Consider the following 14360-nt stretch of genomic DNA (forward strand, 5'->3'; position numbering starts at 1 on the left):
AAGGCAAATCAGGACGTTGCGCCGTTCCCGCGGGCCGTTCCAAAGCGAACGGGCATTCGCTTTGGTTTCACATCGCCCCTCGGCCGTCGCGGTCCGAAGCGGATTGCACCCCGCTTCAGCGCCGCCGGGGAGCCGCCCGTCGCCGCACCGCCGCACCGCCGCGGGCCGGTGCCTCGTCCAGCAGCAGCAGCAGCCGGTCCAGCGTGCCGTCGTCCAGGTCGTGGATGCGCTCGGCCAGCCGGTTCGCCAGCTCGGTCGCCTTCGGGTTGAGTCCGGCGGTGTCCACCGTCACGCGCGGGTGCGACAGGTCGGCCAGCCGTTCCAGCTCCTCCGCCTCGTCCCAGATGATGCCGAAATAGGCGCAGATCTGCCGGACGAGCTGGGCGGAGGGCTGGCCGCGCTTGCCGTGCTCCAGCGCCGACAGATAGGCCGAGGAGATGTGCAGGTCGGCGGCCATCTGCTTGAGCGTCACGCTCTTGCCCTCGCGCAGCGCGCGGACCCGTTCGCCGAAGGGTGTCATCGCGGCCCCGTCCTACCGGTGCCCGCCCGGGTGATGATCGCGCCGCCGCTTCACGAGGACGTACAGCGCCCCCTCGCCGCCGTGCCGGGGCTGCGCCGGGCGCACCGCCAGCACCATCGGGCGCAGGGCGGCGTCGGCCAGCCAGCGCGGCACCGACTGGCGCAGCACGCCGGCCCCGCCGGTGTAGGTGCCCTTGCCGGTGATGACCAGCACGCAGCGCCGCCCCTCGTGCCAAGCGCGGTGGACGAAGCCGGACAGGGCGCCGTGGGCCTGGGCCTGGCTCATTCCGTGCAGATCGATGCGGCCGTCGATCTCCATCTCGCCGCGCGCGAAGCGGTCGGCGGTGCGTCGGTCGATGTTGTCGAGGTTGCCGACCTTCAGCGGCGGTTGCGACGGGCGTCCGCCCTTCGGCACGCCGCCGCGCGGCGGCAGGGTGGGGGGCGGGGAGGCGGTGGTGGCGACCGGTTCCGGCTCGCCCGTGGGGGCGGGAGGATCGGGGTCCTCGATGGTCCGGCCCGGCATCGGCTCCGCGTCGCGCATGGCGATCCGCCACAGCCGCCGCTCCTCGGTGGAGACCGAGCGGCGGCGGTTCATGACGGGGACCTCGGCGCGGCCCGTCCGGGCGCGCGGGTCGAAGGGCGGAGACGATCAGACACGGTTGAACACGGGTTCCGGCACGGACAACGCTCCGATAAACCCTTGAACACTCAGCCGTGTCAATCCTCCACCAGAAGAATGTGAAGGCGCCGCGGCCCGTGGGCGCCCAGCTCGATCCGCATCTCGATGTCGCCGGTGCGCGACGGCCCGGTGATGAAGTTGACGGTGCGGGGCAGGGCGCCTTTTCCGCCATCCTCGCCCCCGGCGGCGCGCAGCCGGTCCCAGGCGTCCTCCATGGTGCCGACGATCTGGCCGCGCCGCAGCACGACGATGTGGGTGTCGGGCAGGAAGTTCAGCGTGGTCGGCCGTTCCGCTCCCGAAAGGAGCATCAGCGTCCCGGTCTCCGCCACCCCGGCGAAGGCGCCGGTCAGCGACGCGCCGTCGCTGTCGCGGGCGCGGCCCCTGGTCACGGTCAGGGTCCGGCGCTGGTCCCAGGGGATGGAATCCAGGGCGGCGTCCGGAGCGACGCGCAGCTCGGCGGGCAGGTTCAGCCCGGCCAGATAGTCGGCCACCGCCCCCGGCACCTCGGCCATTCCGCCCAGAAGTTCGACGGTCGCCGAGACCTCCGTCGCCATGGCGGCGAACAGCTCGACCTGCTCGTCGTGGGGGCGCTGGGCGCGGGCCGGGATCAGGTTGCGCGGGTGGGTGGCGAGCCTCCGGCGCGCCTCCTCGGACCCCTCGGCGGAGTTCAGCGCCTTACGGATGCCGCCCAGGATCTGGGCGCGGGCGGAACCGGTGTCGGCCATAGTCAGCGCGTTCCCTTCTTTTCGGCAGCCTTCTTCTCGGCCCACATCTGCTGGAAGGTCCTGCCCTCCGGCGCCGGCATGTCGCGGTGCCGGGTCCAGCCCTGGGCCAGCGGCAGGCGGGCGAAGCGTCCCTTGCCGCGGCCCAGCATCCCCAGCGCCCGCACCGCCATGCGGGTGGCGGCGTGGTACAGCGCCGGGCGCCGGGCGAACCAGCCCCACAGGGCCAGCCCCCGGCGCATCGCGGCGGGCTGGAGATTCTGCTCGAACTCCTTCTCCCGCCAGTGGCGCATCATCTTGGGCAGGGGGATGCGCATCGGGCAGACCGCCTCGCACCGCCCGCAGAAGGTGGAGGCGTTGGGCAGATGCCCGGCCTCCTTCACGCCCAGCAGCGCCGGCTGCATCACCGACCCGATCGGCCCCGGATAGACCCAGCCGTAGGCGTGCCCGCCGACCGAGCCGTAGACCGGGCAATGGTTCATGCAGGCGCCGCAGCGGATGCAGCGCAGCACGTCCTGGAACTCCGTGCCGAGCAGCGCCGACCGCCCGTTGTCGAGCAGCACGACGTGGAACTCCTCCGGCCCGTCGAGGTCGCCGGGGCGGCGCGGCCCGGTGGAGAAGGTGGTGTAGGCCGACGCCTCCTGGCCGGTGGCGGAGCGCGCCAGCAGGCGCAGCACAAGCGCCGCGTCCTCCAGCGTCGGCACCACCTTGTCGATGGTGGCGATCACCACATGGACGCGCGGCAGGATCTGGGTCAGGTCGCCGTTGCCCTCGTTGGTGACGATGACGGTGGAGCCGGTCTCCGCCACCATGATGTTGGCGCCGGTGATGCCGACGTCGGCCTGCTGGAACTTGCGGCGCAGAACCTGCCGCGCCTCGGCGATCAGCACCTTGGGCTCGTCCAGCACGCGGTCCTCGGGCAGGTCGGTGTGGGCCTGGCGGAAGGTGCCCTCCACGTCCGCCTTGGACAGGTGGAAGGCCGGGGCGATGATGTGGCTGGGCGGTTCGCGGCGGAGCTGGATGATGTATTCGCCCAGATCCGTCTCGATGGGGGTCAGGCCGTTGGCTTCGAGGTAGTCGTTGATCCCGATCTCCTCGGAGATCATCGACTTGCCCTTGGTGACGGTCTTCGCCCCGACCTTGCGGCAGATGCCCAGGATGGCGTCGCGCGCCTCCTGGTCGGTGCGGCACCAGTGCACATGGCCGCCCTGCTCGGTGACCTTGCCCTCGAAGGCCTCCAGATAGGTGTCGAGGTTGGCCAGGACGTGGTTCTTCAGGTCGCGGCCCTGGTCGCGCAGAGCCTCGAACTCCGGCAGCCGGTCGGCGGCCTGTTTGCGACGGTTGACGAAGCCGGCGGGCGCGATGGCCAGGACCTTCTGAAGCCGCTCGTCGCTCAGCGCCTTGCGGGCGTTCTCGGGAAAGGCGTGGGTGGTCGGCTGCATAGCGTTATGCCCTCCCGCTTTTCATGGGCTCGCCGATGGGAGGGGTGTCGGTGACGCCGGCCAGCACCTCCGCGACGTGGCGCACGCGGACGGCGGAACCCTCGCGCTTCAGCTTGCCCGCCATGTTCAGCAGGCAACCCATGTCGCCGGCCAGCAGCGTGTCGGCCTTCGTCCCCTCGATGTCCGCGGTCTTGGCCTCGACCATGCGGTTGGAGATGTCCGGGTACTTGACGCAGAAGGTGCCGCCGAAGCCGCAGCAGACCTCCGCCCCCGGAAGCTCGTTCAGGGTCAGCCCCTCGACCTTGGCCAGCAGGCGGCGCGGCTGCTCCTTGACGCCCAGCTCGCGCAGGCCGGAGCAGCTGTCGTGGTAGGTGATCGTGCCGTCGTAGCGCGCGCCGGTGTCCGTCACCCCCAGCACGTCGGTCAGGAAGGACACCAGCTCGTGCGTGCGCGCCGACAGGTGCCGGGCGCGGGCCGCCCAGGCCGGATCGTCGGCCAGAAGCTCCGGGTAATGCTTGCGGATCTGCCCGGCGCAGGAGCCGGAGGGGACGACCACATGGTCGAACCCCTCGAAGGCGGCGATGGTGGCGCGGGCGAGATCCCGCGCGGTGGCGCGGTCGCCGGCGTTGAAGGCGGGCTGGCCGCAGCAGGTCTGGGACGCCGGCACCTCGACCGTGCAGCCGGCGTCCTCCAGCAGCTTCACCGCGGCGAAGCCGACCGTCGGGCGGTAGACATCGACGAGGCAGGTGACGAACAGCCCCACTCGGGGGGCGGGGCGGGTGTCGGCCATGATGTCCTGGTCTTCTCGTGTGCTTGTGCCCTCACGGAGGCGACTGTAGGTCGTCCCGCCGGGGATGGCAACGGGCGGGGCCGGCGGCGCCCCATCGCGGCGCCCCGGCTGGGCAAGGGGTTCTGCACAACCAAAAGTAAAAGGTCAAACATACAAAAAGCGAAACAAACAATGGGTCGGGCGCGCTTTCTGTTTCAAAAATATGGAAAAGGCTTTTACCAAAATGAAATCTAAATTCACATATCGTCCGTATACGAAGACAGGCCGACCGATCAGTTCGGTCATGAGGGTCATCTGGAAGTTGTAGCGATCGTCGCGTGAGGGGAGGGGGGCAAGTCCATGAGTCTGATGGGATTTTTCCGGGGTGGGTCCAAGGCTGGCAACGGGCGCGGCGCTGAACTGGCCGAGCTGACCGAGGCGCTCGACCTCTACGGCAACCACGCCGGCGTCGGCCTGTGGGACGCGGTGTTCCACAACGGCGACCCGGCGCATCCGCAGAGCCGCTGGACCTGGTCCGGCCAGTTCCGCCGTCTGCTTGGCTTCGAGGGCGAGCAGGATTTCCCGAACCTGATGACCTCCTGGTCGGATCGCCTGCACCCCGACGACAGCGGCCCGACCTTCGCCGCCTTCGGCGCCTTCCTGGCCGACGCCAGCGGCCGCACGCCCTTCAACGTGCGCTACCGCGTGAAGATGCGCGACGGTTCCTACCGCTGGTTCCGCGCCATCGGCGGCTGCCGGCGCAACGCGGCCGGCGTGGCGCTGCGCGCCTGCGGCTCGCTGATCGATGTCCAGGAGGAGGAGGAGATGCGCCAGCGCGCCGGCTCCCTCGCCGCCGACTTCGACGCCAAGGTCAAGAGCGTGGTGCAGGCGGTGTCCGGCAGCTCGGCCGACATGCAGGGCGTGTCGCGCCAGCTCGGCGCCCTGTCGGAGCGGTCGACCCGCCAGAGCGCGGAGGCGGCCAGCGCCACGGCCCAGGCGGCGTCCAACGTGCAGGCGGTCGCCGCGGCGGCGGAGCAGCTCTCCGCCTCCATCGGGGAGATCGGCCAGCAGGTCGAGCGGTCGGTCGCCATCGCCCGCGAGGCGGTGTCGCGCACCGAGCAGATCGGCGGCACCGCCGACAGCCTCGCCCAGTCGGCGCAGCTCATCGGCGACGTGGTGAAGCTGATCCAGGGCATCGCCGGCCAGACCAACCTGCTGGCGCTCAACGCCACCATCGAGGCGGCGCGGGCCGGCGAGGCCGGCAAGGGCTTCGCCGTGGTGGCGAGCGAGGTGAAGAGCCTCGCCAACCAGACGGCCAAGGCGACCGAGGACATCTCCGCCCAGATCGCCGGCATCCAGGCGGCGACCAACCAGACGATCGGCGCCATCCAGGGCATCGGCGAGACGATCCGGTCGATCAACGAGATCTCCACCACCATCGCCTCGGCCGTGCAGGAGCAGGCGGCGGCGACCCAGGAGATTTCCAACAACGTCGCCCAGGCCGCCCGCGGCACCGACGAGATCGCCCGCAGCATCGAGGCGGTCAGCGTGGCGGCGAACGAGACGGCGCAGGCCTCCAGCCTCGTCATCCGCTCCTCGTCCGACCTGTCCGGCCAGTCCGACAGCCTGAAGCATCAGGTCGAGACTTTCCTGCAGGCGCTGAAGGCGTCCTGACGGACCGCCGGCGCGGGGAAGGGGGTTCCCCGCGCCGGCCCCGAGGGAAGGGGGTCGCGGTTCAGGCGATCAGGCTGGCCGCGATCACGCACATGACGACGCCGATGCCGGTGTCGAGCGCCCGCCACGCGCCGGGCCGGGCGAAGACGGGCCGCAGCAGGCGCGCACCAAAACCCAGCGCGAAGAAGAACAGGACGGACGCGGTCATCGCCCCCAGCGCGAAGGCGTGCTTGCCCTCGGCGAACTGGGTGGACACCGACCCGACCAGCACCACCGTGTCGAGATAGACGTGCGGGTTCAGCCAGGTCAGCGCTAGGCAGGTCGCCAGCGTCGCGCCGAGCCCCGCCGGGACCGCCGCCGCCGGGTCCAGCGCGCCGCCCGCCCGCCAGGCCGAGCGGAAGCTGCGCAGCCCGTAGACCAGCAGGAAGGCCGCCCCGGCGTAGCGGGTCGCCGTCTCCAGCCAGGGCAGCCATTGGGCGGCCCGGGCGAAGCCGCCGACGCCGGCCAGGATCAGCAGGGCGTCCGACACCGCGCAGGTCGCGCAGACGGCCAGCACATGCTCCCCGCGCAGGCCCTGGCGCAGCACGAAGGCGTTCTGCGCGCCGATGGCGACGATCAGGCTGAGACCCAGCAGAAGGCCGGGAAGAAAGGCGGAGAGCATAGCGGCCTCACGGGATGAAACGAGGGCGTTCCCCTACCATCGCCGGCGGGATTAGAGTAACTAAAGTCCCTTATCCTGATTAAGGAACGCTAATCCATGCTCGACTATGCCCTGCTCGCCGCGCTGGCCGCGGTCGTCCGCACCGGCAGCTTCGAGCGGGCGGCGTCGCAGCTCCACGTCACCCCCTCCGCCGTGTCCCAGCGGGTGAAGCTGCTGGAGGAGCGGATGGGGACGATCTTGGTGGTGCGCGGATCGCCTTGCACCGGCACCCCCGCCGGCCTGCGGCTGAGCCAGCACGCGGAGCGGGTGGCCCTGCTGGAAAGCGAGCTGCGCGACGGGCTTCCCGGCCTGCCGCAGGACGGGCCGGCGGTGACGGTGCGCATGGCGGTCAACGCCGACAGCCTCGCCACCTGGTTCGTCGCCGCCATGGCCGGGACGCCGGACGTGCTGTTCGATCTCGTCCTCGACGACCAGGAGCACAGCGCCGACTGGCTGCGCCGGGGCGAGGTGCTGGCGGCGGTGACGTCCGGCGCCCAGCCGGTGCAGGGCTGCGACAGCACCCCGCTGGGTGCGCTGCGCTATGTGGCGACGGCCAGCCCGGACTTCCTGCGCCGGCATTTTCCCAGCGGGGTGGAGGCGGCGGCTTTGGCCCGCGCGCCGCGCCTGACCTACAACAGCAAGGACCGGCTGCAGACGCAGTGGACCCGGCAGGCCTTCGGGGTGGAGATCGCCTCGCCGACCCACTGGATGCCCTCCACCCACGCCTTCGTGGACGCGGCGCTGGCCGGGCTGGGCTGGGGCATGAATCCGGAGCCGCTGGTCGCCGGGGCCCTGCGCGACGGGCGGCTGGTGGCGCTGGTGCCGGACCAGCCGCTGGACGTGCCGCTGTTCTGGCAGCGCAGCCGCATCGCCAGCCGCACCCTGGCCGACATCACGCGCTCGGTGTTGACGACGGCGCGCGCCCGCTTGACGCAAGTCTGACGCTCACCGGTTCACCGTCGGCACCATCAGGCTCGCCAGGAAGAGGGCGGCGGCGGCGACCACGATGCTCGGCCCGCCCGGCAGGTCCCAGTTCAGCGAGGAGAGCAGGCCGCCGAGAACCGCGGCGATCCCGAAGACCGAGGCCAGGGCGGCCATCGCCTCCGGCGTGCGGGAGAAGCGGCGGGCCGCCGCCGCCGGGATGATGAGCAGCGAGGTGATCAGCAGGATGCCGACGATCTTCATCGCCGCCGCGATCACCAGCGCGATCAGCAGCATGAAGGCGAGCCGCAGCGCCTCGACCGGCATGCCCTCCACCCGCGCCAGATCCTCGTCCACCGTCACCGCCAGCAGCCGGCGCCACAGCAGCAGCAGACCGCCCAGCGCCGCCGCCCCGCCGGTGTAGATCCAGGCGAGATCGCCCGTGGTGACGCTGAGGATGTCGCCGAACAGGTAGGCGACCAGATCGACGCGCAGCGTCTCCAGGAAGGCGATGGCGACGAGGCCCAGCGACAGCGACGAATGCGACAGGATGCCCAGCACGGTGTCCGTGGCCAGCGCGCGCCGGCGCTGCAGCCCGACCAGCGCCAGCGCCAGGGCGACGCAGACGCCGACCACGCCGATCAGCGGGTTGACGCCCAGCAGGAAGCCCAGCGCGACCCCCAGCAGGGCGGAATGGGCCAGCGTGTCGCCGAAATAGGCCATGCGCCGCCACACCACGAAGGAGCCCAGCGGGCCGGCGACCAGCGCGATGCCGCAGCCGGCGGCCAGCGCGCGCAGAACGAAGTCATCCATGGCAGCAGTCCCCGTCATGGCCGGGCACCACGGCGCCGTCGGTGGCGTGCGCGTGGTCGTGGTGGTGGACATAGACGGCCAGCGCGTCGGCGTGGCCGCCGAACAGGGCGCGGTATTCCGGGTGGCGCCGCACGTCCTCCGGCGCGCCCTGGCAGCAGACATGGCCGTTGAGGCAGAGCACGCGGTCGGTGCGGGCCATCACCGTGTGCAGGTCGTGGCTGACCAGCAGCACACCGCAGCCGCGGGTGCGGCGCAGCGTCTCGATGCGCCCGAACAGCTCCGCTTGCCCGTGGACGTCCACCGCCTGGTCGGGCTCGTCGAGGACGAGAAGCTCGGGATCGCCGAGCAGGGCGCGGGCCAGCAGCACCCGCTGCATCTCGCCGCCGGACACCGTCTGGACCGGGCTGGCGGCGAGGTGGGAGACGCCGGCCTCCTCCAGCGCGGCGGTGATGCGCGCCTCGGTCACCGGACGCCACAGCGCCAGGAAGCGGCGGACCGTCAGGGGTAGGGTCGCGTCGACGGTCAGGCGCTGCGGCATGTAGCCGATGCGCAGACCCCGGCGGCGCTCCACCACCCCGGACGAGGCGCGGACGAGGCCCAGGACGGCGCGCACCAGCGTCGTCTTGCCCGCACCGTTGGGGCCGATCAGCGTGACGATCTCGCCGGGCCGCACCTCCAGGTCCACGCGGTCGAGGATCGTCCGCCCGCCCAGCCGCACCGTCAGCCCCTTGGTGTCGATCAGGGGAGGGGCCAGGGACGGAATCGGCGATCGCGCCGCGCGGGGGGCCATGTGATGGTCCCCGTGATGGGTTGACATGTTATGTTATAACGTGACATTGCTGAAAACGAAGACAGCTATGCGCCGGAAAGGCCCGGCTGTCCAGTCAGACGATGAGGAACCCACCCATGCGCGCCGCGATGCGTCCCCTGCCGCTCCTTGCCCTTGTTGCCACCCTGGGCGCTGTGTTCCCGGCGCTGGCCGAGGCGCCGAAGGTCGTCGCCTCGATCAAGCCGGTCCACTCCCTGGTCGCCGCGGTGATGGAGGGGGTGGCGGAGCCGACGCTGATCGTGCGCGGTGCGGCGTCCCCCCACACCTACGCCATGAAGCCGTCGGACGCGAAGGCGCTGGCGACCGCCGACCTCGTCTTCTGGATCGGGCCGGAGCTGGAGGGCTTCCTCGACAAGCCGGTCACGGCGAACGCCAAGAAGGCCACCTCCGTCACACTGCTGGAGGCGCCGGGCGTCACCCTGCTCGACGCCCGCGAGGGCGGCGCCTGGGAGGCCCACGACCACGGGCATGAACACAAGCACGATCACGATCATAAGCACGACGACAAGCACGCCCATGAGGACGATCACGGGCACGACGAGGTGAACACCCACATCTGGCTCTCCCCCGCCAACGCCCGCGCCATGGTGGCGGCGATCGCCGAGGCGCTGTCGGCCAAGGACCCGGCCAACGCCGCCGCCTACACCGCCAACGCCGAGCGCACCGCCCGCTCCATCGACGCGCTGGACGCCGAGCTGAAGACGATGCTGGCCCCGGTGGCCGGCAAGCCCTTCGTCGTCTTCCACGACGCCTACCAGTATTTCGAGGCGCAGTACGGCCTGAACGGCGTCGGCGCCATCACCGTCAACCCGGAACGCCGCCCCTCCGCCAAGCGGCTGTCGGAGATCCGCGCCAAGATCGGCGGCCTCGGCGCCGCCTGCGTCTTCGCCGAGCCGCAGTTCGAGCCGGCGCTGGTGAACACCATCGTCGAGGGCACCCCGGCGAGGAAGGGCGTGCTCGACCCCGAAGGGGCGGACCTGAAGGACGGTCCCGGCCTCTACCCCGCGCTGATGCGCAACATCGCCGCCTCGCTCAAGGATTGCCTGGGGTCCTGACCCTTCTCGGCGCTTAAGCCCCGCCCCCGGCTGTGCTAGACCCGTGTCGGAATTCTCCCAGGGAGGCAGGCATGAAGATCGGGGTCGTCGGGTGCGCGGGGCGCATGGGGCAGATGCTGGTGCGCGAGATCGCCGCCACGCCGGGCTGCACGCTGGCCGGCGGCACGGAGCGGGTGGGCGGCCCGGCGCTCGGCAAGGACATCGGCGTCCTCGCCGGCCTTGAGCCGCTGGGAGTCGTCGCCATCGACGATGCGGCGGCGCTGTTCGCCGAGGCCGACGCGGTGATCGATTTCACCAGCCCGGACGCCAGCGTCCGCCACGCCGCGCTGGCCGCCCAGTCGGAAACGGTGCTGGTCATCGGCACGACCGGCATCGGCCCGGCCCAGCAGGAGGCCATCGCCCAGGCCGCCACCCACACCCCGATTGTCCAGTCGCCGAACATGTCGCTGGGCGTCAACCTGTTGCTGGCTCTGGTCGAGCAGGTCGGCCGCGCGCTGGGCGACGACTACGACATCGACATCCTGGAGATGCACCACCGCAACAAGGTGGACGCCCCCTCGGGCACCGCGCTCGGCCTCGGCCGGGCGGCGGCGGCGGGGCGCGGGGTGGCGTTGGAGGATGTCTGGCAGAAGGTCCGCGACGGCCACACCGGCGTCCGTCCGCGCGGCGAGATCGGCTTCGCCACGCTGCGCGGCGGCGACGTGATCGGCGACCACACGGTGGTCTTCGCCGCCGAAGGCGAGCGGGTCGAGCTGACCCACAAGGCGTCGGGCCGCCAGATCTACGCCAAGGGCGCGGTCCGCGCGGCGCTGTGGGCCAACGACAAGCAGCCGGGCCTCTACAGCATGAAGGACGTGCTGGGCCTCTGACCGCGGTCAGGCCGCGGCCGCTAAGCCGCCGCCTCGTCCTCCAGCATGGCGTGCCCCTGCTCCCAGGCGAGCAGGGCGCGCTTGCGGGGGACGCCGTAGCGGTAGTTGTGGATGATCCCCGACTTCTGGATCACCCGGTGGCAGGGGATCAGAACGCAGACCGGGTTGCGCCCCACCGCCGCCCCCACCGCCCGCATGGCGGTCGGCTGGCCGATGGCGCGGGCCACGTCCTCGTAGGACACGACGGCGCCCGACGGGATGCGCAGCAGCGCCTCCCACACCTTGATCTGGAAATTGGTGCCTTTCATCAGCAGGCGCAGCGGTTCACCGCCTGTGGAACCGTCCTTGGCGGAACCGTCCCAGCGGAAGGCGCGGGCGGCGACCGGGCGGGTGGCGTCGGCGTCCTCCACCAGACGGGCGGCCGGCCAGGCGGCGGCCATCTCGGCCAGCGCGTCGCGCCCGTCCTCCTCCTCGGCGAAGCTCAGCCAGCAGACGCCGCGCTCGGTGGCGGCGACCAGCGACGGGCCGAAGGGGGTCGGGTGCAGGCCCCAGCGGATGGTCAGCCCGCCGCCCAGCGCCTTGTACTCGCCCGGCGTCATCGCCTCGCAGGCGACGAACAGGTCGTGCAGACGCGACGGGCCGGACAGCCCGACGTCCAGCGCCACGTCCAGCACGCTCTGGTTCGCGGCGAGCAGCCGCTTGGCGTTGTCCAGCGTCAGGAACTGCAGGAAGCGCTTCGGGCTGATCCCCGCCCATTGGGTGAACAGCCGCTGGAAATGGAAGGGGCTCATGCCGGCGACGGCGGCCAGCTCGTCCAGTCCCGGCTGGTCCTGCCAGTGGTCCACGAGATGGCGGATGGCGGCGGCGATGGCGCGGTGGCGCCGCGCATCGACTGGATCTTCGGCGGGATTCAGGCACGGCATGGCGGTTCTCTCCCAGGCTCCATGACCGGCGCAGGATGCGCCGCCGGAGCGGGCCGACCAACCCGTTTCTTGCGCAATCCCACCGGCGGTCAGGGCACCGCTTCGGGGTGGCAGGGGGCCCGGCGCCACAGGGCCAGCGCGCCGCGCAGCGCCTTGGCGAAGTCCGCCCGCTCGTCCGGCGTCAGGAAGGCGCCGACGGTCACCGACTGCCCGTGCGAGGTGAGGGTCACCCGGCCGCCGTGCCGGGGCGGGCCGTCCAGGGTGACGCGCAGCCAGTTGGGGTGAAAGCTCCAGCGCCGCTCCGGCTTGTTCCGGGCGACGCGCTGGACGGTCAGGTCGGTGTCGGTCAGGCGCACCCGCTCGTACAGCTGGGCGGCGCGGTTGTTGACGCGGAAGGCCAGCCAGAGGATCAACACGTCCAGCCCGCAGAAGGGCACCACCGGCCACGCCCCGTTGGCGGCGAAAATCCCGGCGATCAGCAGATTGACGAGGATCACCACCCCCATCAGGACGCGGAATCCGTGCCGCCCCAGGCTGCGGTGCGGGTGCAGGATCGCGTCGAAGAAGACGCGGGGAGCCGGGGCCAGGGACGGGGCCGGGGTATGACGGGCCATGGTCATGCACACAAACTAGTGCGGCCCGGGCGCGCGTTCCACCCGGCCTGTTGGCCCCTTCGCCATGTTTGCATGCACGTTTGCATGCACGGCCAGGGTCCCGCTATGCTGCGCGCCATGAAGCCCGCCGCCGTCCAGGAATTCTTCCGCCGCCTCAGCGCCGCCAACCCGGAGCCGAAGAGCGAGCTGGAATACGTCAATCCCTACACCCTGCTGGTCGCCGTCGTGCTGTCGGCCCAGGCCACCGATGTGGGGGTCAACAAGGCCACCGGCCCGCTGTTCCGGATCGTCACCACGCCGCAGCAGATGGTTGAGCTGGGGGAGGAGCGGCTGCGCGGCTACATCAAGACGATCGGCCTGTTCAACACCAAGGCCAAGAACGTCATCCGGCTGTCGGAAATTTTGGTCGCCCAATATGGCGGCGAGGTGCCGCGCGACCGCGAGGCGCTGGAAACCTTGCCCGGCGTCGGGCGCAAGACCGCCAACGTGGTGCTGAACGTCGCCTTCGGCGAGGAAACCATCGCGGTGGATACCCACATCTTCCGCGTCGGCAACCGCACCGGCCTCGCCCCCGGCAAGACACCCGACGCGGTGGAGGCGAAGCTGCTGAAGGTGGTCCCCAAGGCCTACCGCCGGCACGCCCACCACTGGCTGATCCTGCACGGCCGCTACGTCTGCAAGGCCCGCAAGCCGGATTGCCTCGTCTGCCCGGTCAGCGACCTGTGCGGCTTCAAGGACAAGGTCCTGCCGGCCGCCGTGGTGTGAGCGGCAAGCCGTGATGTTTCCCGTGAAACGCCCGCGATAACTGGAAAAGAAAAAGCCCGGCGAGGGGTCGGTCCCCGCCGGGCTTGCTCGCGAAACCGCGTTTGACGGCGTTCAGCCGTCGACCACGATGGGGTCCAGCGCGGCCGGCGCCGGGGCCGATTCCGCCGGGGCGGCGGGGGCCGCGGCCGGCTTGGCCGCCGGGGTGTATTTGCCGATCTCGCCGTTCAGCAGGGCGCCGGCCTCGACCGCCAGCTCGCCGTACTTGATCGAGCCGTTGATCTTGCCGGTGGAGCGCACGGTCAGGCGGCCGCGCACGATGATGTCACCCTCGAAGCGGCCGCCGATGTCGGCCTCGTCGATCTCCACGGCGCCCTTGAACAGGCCGGTCTCGGCGATCTCGATGGACCGGCCGTCGCGCAGCTTGGCCTCAACCGTGCCTTCGACGACCAGCACGTCGCAGGACCCGATCTCGCCGTTCAGCGAGATGTCGCGGCCGACGATCAGGCGGCGCTGGTCGCTGGCCAGCGGAGCGGCGGGCGCCGGGGCAACCGGGGCGGGGGCCGCGACGGGCGCGGCGGCCGGAGCGCCATACCCCTCGGGACGGCGCGGCGCGGCACCCGGCAGATCGACGGTGCGGCGCGGAATGTCCGTCGGCTTGTAGCTCGAACCGGGGATCGGGGCGCCGGCCGGCGGCTTCGGGGTGCTCGTGTTCATCTCGGGTCCCTTGGAGGAAATCGGCTCGGGTTGCGGCGTGCGGGCGGCCGGGGCGGGGCCGGCCGGCGCGCTCGTCGCGGACGGGTTGCTCAGGGAGGCGAGCGGCGACACCGCCGCCGCGGGTTCGGCGGCGCCCGCCTGCGGTGCGGCCGGGATGGCCGGATCGGTGCTTTGGGTCTTCGGCGCACCGACGGGCGGATTCTTTCGTCCGAACAGCATGAACGTTGATCCCCAGGTCAGTCAGGTCGTGAAGGTTGGCGGGTCGTGGACGTCGGGTCATCGGATGCGGTGACGCATGACCGGCCCCGATCGACGGCAGCCAAAAGACCACCCCGCCGGGGTAACACGGTCA

General features: G+C 71.4%; 17 protein-coding genes. 6 read left to right on the forward strand and 11 right to left on the reverse strand.

All coding sequences use genetic code 11. From position 1 onward, the window contains the following. Positions 1-115: 115 nt before the first annotated feature. From ABVN73_RS12825 to ABVN73_RS12845, 5 genes are all read right to left on the reverse strand, one after another. Positions 116-520, reverse strand: coding sequence for a helix-turn-helix transcriptional regulator (locus tag ABVN73_RS12825; protein ID WP_137103761.1), 405 nt, complete (start codon positions 518-520; stop codon positions 116-118). A gap of 12 nt (positions 521-532) precedes the next feature. After that, positions 533-1114: a Smr/MutS family protein gene (locus tag ABVN73_RS12830; RefSeq protein ID WP_353858314.1), complete on the reverse strand. Its 582-nt coding sequence runs from the start codon at positions 1112-1114 to the stop codon at positions 533-535. A gap of 122 nt (positions 1115-1236) precedes the next feature. Continuing rightward, positions 1237-1923, reverse strand: a complete 687-nt coding sequence (locus ABVN73_RS12835) for a lactate utilization protein C (protein ID WP_353858315.1) — start codon at positions 1921-1923, stop codon at positions 1237-1239. A 2-nt stretch (positions 1924-1925) separates the two neighbouring features. Continuing rightward, complete coding sequence (locus ABVN73_RS12840) at positions 1926-3362, reverse strand: LutB/LldF family L-lactate oxidation iron-sulfur protein (protein WP_353858316.1); 1437 nt, start codon at positions 3360-3362, stop codon at positions 1926-1928. Between the two features lie 4 nt (positions 3363-3366). Further along, a complete protein-coding gene (locus ABVN73_RS12845; RefSeq protein WP_353858317.1) occupies positions 3367-4152 on the reverse strand; it encodes a (Fe-S)-binding protein in 786 nt (261 codons plus the stop codon). 339 nt (positions 4153-4491) lie between these two features. Here ABVN73_RS12845 and ABVN73_RS12850 point away from each other — a divergent pair, with 339 nt between their 5' ends. Next, a complete protein-coding gene (locus tag ABVN73_RS12850) occupies positions 4492-5805 on the forward strand; it encodes a methyl-accepting chemotaxis protein (protein WP_353858318.1) in 1314 nt (437 codons plus the stop codon). Between the two features lie 61 nt (positions 5806-5866). Here ABVN73_RS12850 and ABVN73_RS12855 read toward each other — a convergent pair whose 3' ends face one another. Then, the gene (locus ABVN73_RS12855) at positions 5867-6466 is read right to left on the reverse strand and encodes a LysE/ArgO family amino acid transporter (protein ID WP_353858319.1); all 600 of its coding nucleotides are present in this window, start codon (positions 6464-6466) and stop codon (positions 5867-5869) included. A gap of 96 nt (positions 6467-6562) precedes the next feature. Here ABVN73_RS12855 and ABVN73_RS12860 point away from each other — a divergent pair, with 96 nt between their 5' ends. Then, positions 6563-7447: a LysR family transcriptional regulator ArgP gene (locus ABVN73_RS12860; protein ID WP_353858320.1), complete on the forward strand. Its 885-nt coding sequence runs from the start codon at positions 6563-6565 to the stop codon at positions 7445-7447. Between the two features lie 3 nt (positions 7448-7450). Here ABVN73_RS12860 and znuB read toward each other — a convergent pair whose 3' ends face one another. After that, the gene (znuB, locus tag ABVN73_RS12865) at positions 7451-8239 is read right to left on the reverse strand and encodes a zinc ABC transporter permease subunit ZnuB (RefSeq protein ID WP_353858321.1); all 789 of its coding nucleotides are present in this window, start codon (positions 8237-8239) and stop codon (positions 7451-7453) included. Continuing rightward, a complete protein-coding gene (znuC, locus tag ABVN73_RS12870) occupies positions 8232-9029 on the reverse strand; it encodes a zinc ABC transporter ATP-binding protein ZnuC (protein ID WP_353858322.1) in 798 nt (265 codons plus the stop codon). Before znuC ends, znuB begins: the two co-directional genes overlap by 8 nt. Positions 9030-9145: 116 nt before the next feature. Here znuC and znuA point away from each other — a divergent pair, with 116 nt between their 5' ends. Together znuA and dapB are read left to right on the forward strand one after the other, a co-directional pair. Further along, entirely contained in the window at positions 9146-10123 is a 978-nt protein-coding gene (gene znuA / locus ABVN73_RS12875) for a zinc ABC transporter substrate-binding protein ZnuA (RefSeq protein WP_353858323.1), read from the forward strand. 71 nt (positions 10124-10194) lie between these two features. Continuing rightward, positions 10195-10992, forward strand: coding sequence for a 4-hydroxy-tetrahydrodipicolinate reductase (dapB, locus tag ABVN73_RS12880; protein WP_353858324.1), 798 nt, complete (start codon positions 10195-10197; stop codon positions 10990-10992). Between the two features lie 20 nt (positions 10993-11012). On the opposite strand, the gene ABVN73_RS12885 is transcribed toward dapB, so the two are convergent. Then, on the reverse strand, positions 11013-11915 hold the full coding sequence (locus ABVN73_RS12885; protein WP_353858325.1) for a methylated-DNA--[protein]-cysteine S-methyltransferase: 903 nt from the start codon (positions 11913-11915) through the stop codon (positions 11013-11015). 89 nt (positions 11916-12004) lie between these two features. Next, a complete protein-coding gene (locus ABVN73_RS12890) occupies positions 12005-12529 on the reverse strand; it encodes a DUF2244 domain-containing protein (RefSeq protein ID WP_353858326.1) in 525 nt (174 codons plus the stop codon). Between the two features lie 105 nt (positions 12530-12634). On the opposite strand from ABVN73_RS12890, the gene nth reads away from it, so the two are divergent. Then, positions 12635-13294 (forward strand): endonuclease III, encoded by a 660-nt coding sequence (nth, locus tag ABVN73_RS12895; protein ID WP_353858327.1) that lies wholly within the window; start codon positions 12635-12637, stop codon positions 13292-13294. A 111-nt stretch (positions 13295-13405) separates the two neighbouring features. Here nth and ABVN73_RS12900 read toward each other — a convergent pair whose 3' ends face one another. Next, positions 13406-14008 (reverse strand): polymer-forming cytoskeletal protein, encoded by a 603-nt coding sequence (locus ABVN73_RS12900; RefSeq protein WP_353858328.1) that lies wholly within the window; start codon positions 14006-14008, stop codon positions 13406-13408. Here ABVN73_RS12900 and ABVN73_RS12905 point away from each other — a divergent pair. After that, positions 13995-14300 (forward strand): hypothetical protein, encoded by a 306-nt coding sequence (locus ABVN73_RS12905; RefSeq protein ID WP_353858329.1) that lies wholly within the window; start codon positions 13995-13997, stop codon positions 14298-14300. The genes ABVN73_RS12900 and ABVN73_RS12905 overlap by 14 nt on opposite strands. Positions 14301-14360: the final 60 nt, after the last annotated feature.

The sequence above is a fragment of the Azospirillum formosense genome, from assembly GCF_040500525.1.
Taxonomy (GTDB): Bacteria; Pseudomonadota; Alphaproteobacteria; order Azospirillales; family Azospirillaceae; genus Azospirillum; species Azospirillum formosense_A.

Bases quoted from the DNA above. Each gene is read 5' to 3' on its own strand.
- ABVN73_RS12825 (WP_137103761.1), bottom strand. From the start codon at position 520: ATGACACCCTTCGGCGAACGGGTCCGCGCGCTGCGCGAGGGCAAGAGC.
- ABVN73_RS12830 (WP_353858314.1), bottom strand. From the start codon at position 1,114: ATGAACCGCCGCCGCTCGGTCTCCACCGAGGAGCGGCGGCTGTGGCGG.
- ABVN73_RS12835 (WP_353858315.1), bottom strand. From the start codon at position 1,923: ATGGCCGACACCGGTTCCGCCCGCGCCCAGATCCTGGGCGGCATCCGT.
- ABVN73_RS12840 (WP_353858316.1), bottom strand. From the start codon at position 3,362: ATGCAGCCGACCACCCACGCCTTTCCCGAGAACGCCCGCAAGGCGCTG.
- ABVN73_RS12845 (WP_353858317.1), bottom strand. From the start codon at position 4,152: ATGGCCGACACCCGCCCCGCCCCCCGAGTGGGGCTGTTCGTCACCTGC.
- ABVN73_RS12850 (WP_353858318.1), top strand. From the start codon at position 4,492: ATGAGTCTGATGGGATTTTTCCGGGGTGGGTCCAAGGCTGGCAACGGG.
- ABVN73_RS12855 (WP_353858319.1), bottom strand. From the start codon at position 6,466: ATGCTCTCCGCCTTTCTTCCCGGCCTTCTGCTGGGTCTCAGCCTGATC.
- ABVN73_RS12860 (WP_353858320.1), top strand. From the start codon at position 6,563: ATGCTCGACTATGCCCTGCTCGCCGCGCTGGCCGCGGTCGTCCGCACC.
- znuB (WP_353858321.1), bottom strand. From the start codon at position 8,239: ATGGATGACTTCGTTCTGCGCGCGCTGGCCGCCGGCTGCGGCATCGCG.
- znuC (WP_353858322.1), bottom strand. From the start codon at position 9,029: ATGGCCCCCCGCGCGGCGCGATCGCCGATTCCGTCCCTGGCCCCTCCC.
- znuA (WP_353858323.1), top strand. From the start codon at position 9,146: ATGCGCGCCGCGATGCGTCCCCTGCCGCTCCTTGCCCTTGTTGCCACC.
- dapB (WP_353858324.1), top strand. From the start codon at position 10,195: ATGAAGATCGGGGTCGTCGGGTGCGCGGGGCGCATGGGGCAGATGCTG.
- ABVN73_RS12885 (WP_353858325.1), bottom strand. From the start codon at position 11,915: ATGCCGTGCCTGAATCCCGCCGAAGATCCAGTCGATGCGCGGCGCCAC.
- ABVN73_RS12890 (WP_353858326.1), bottom strand. From the start codon at position 12,529: ATGGCCCGTCATACCCCGGCCCCGTCCCTGGCCCCGGCTCCCCGCGTC.
- nth (WP_353858327.1), top strand. From the start codon at position 12,635: ATGCTGCGCGCCATGAAGCCCGCCGCCGTCCAGGAATTCTTCCGCCGC.
- ABVN73_RS12900 (WP_353858328.1), bottom strand. From the start codon at position 14,008: ATGAACACGAGCACCCCGAAGCCGCCGGCCGGCGCCCCGATCCCCGGT.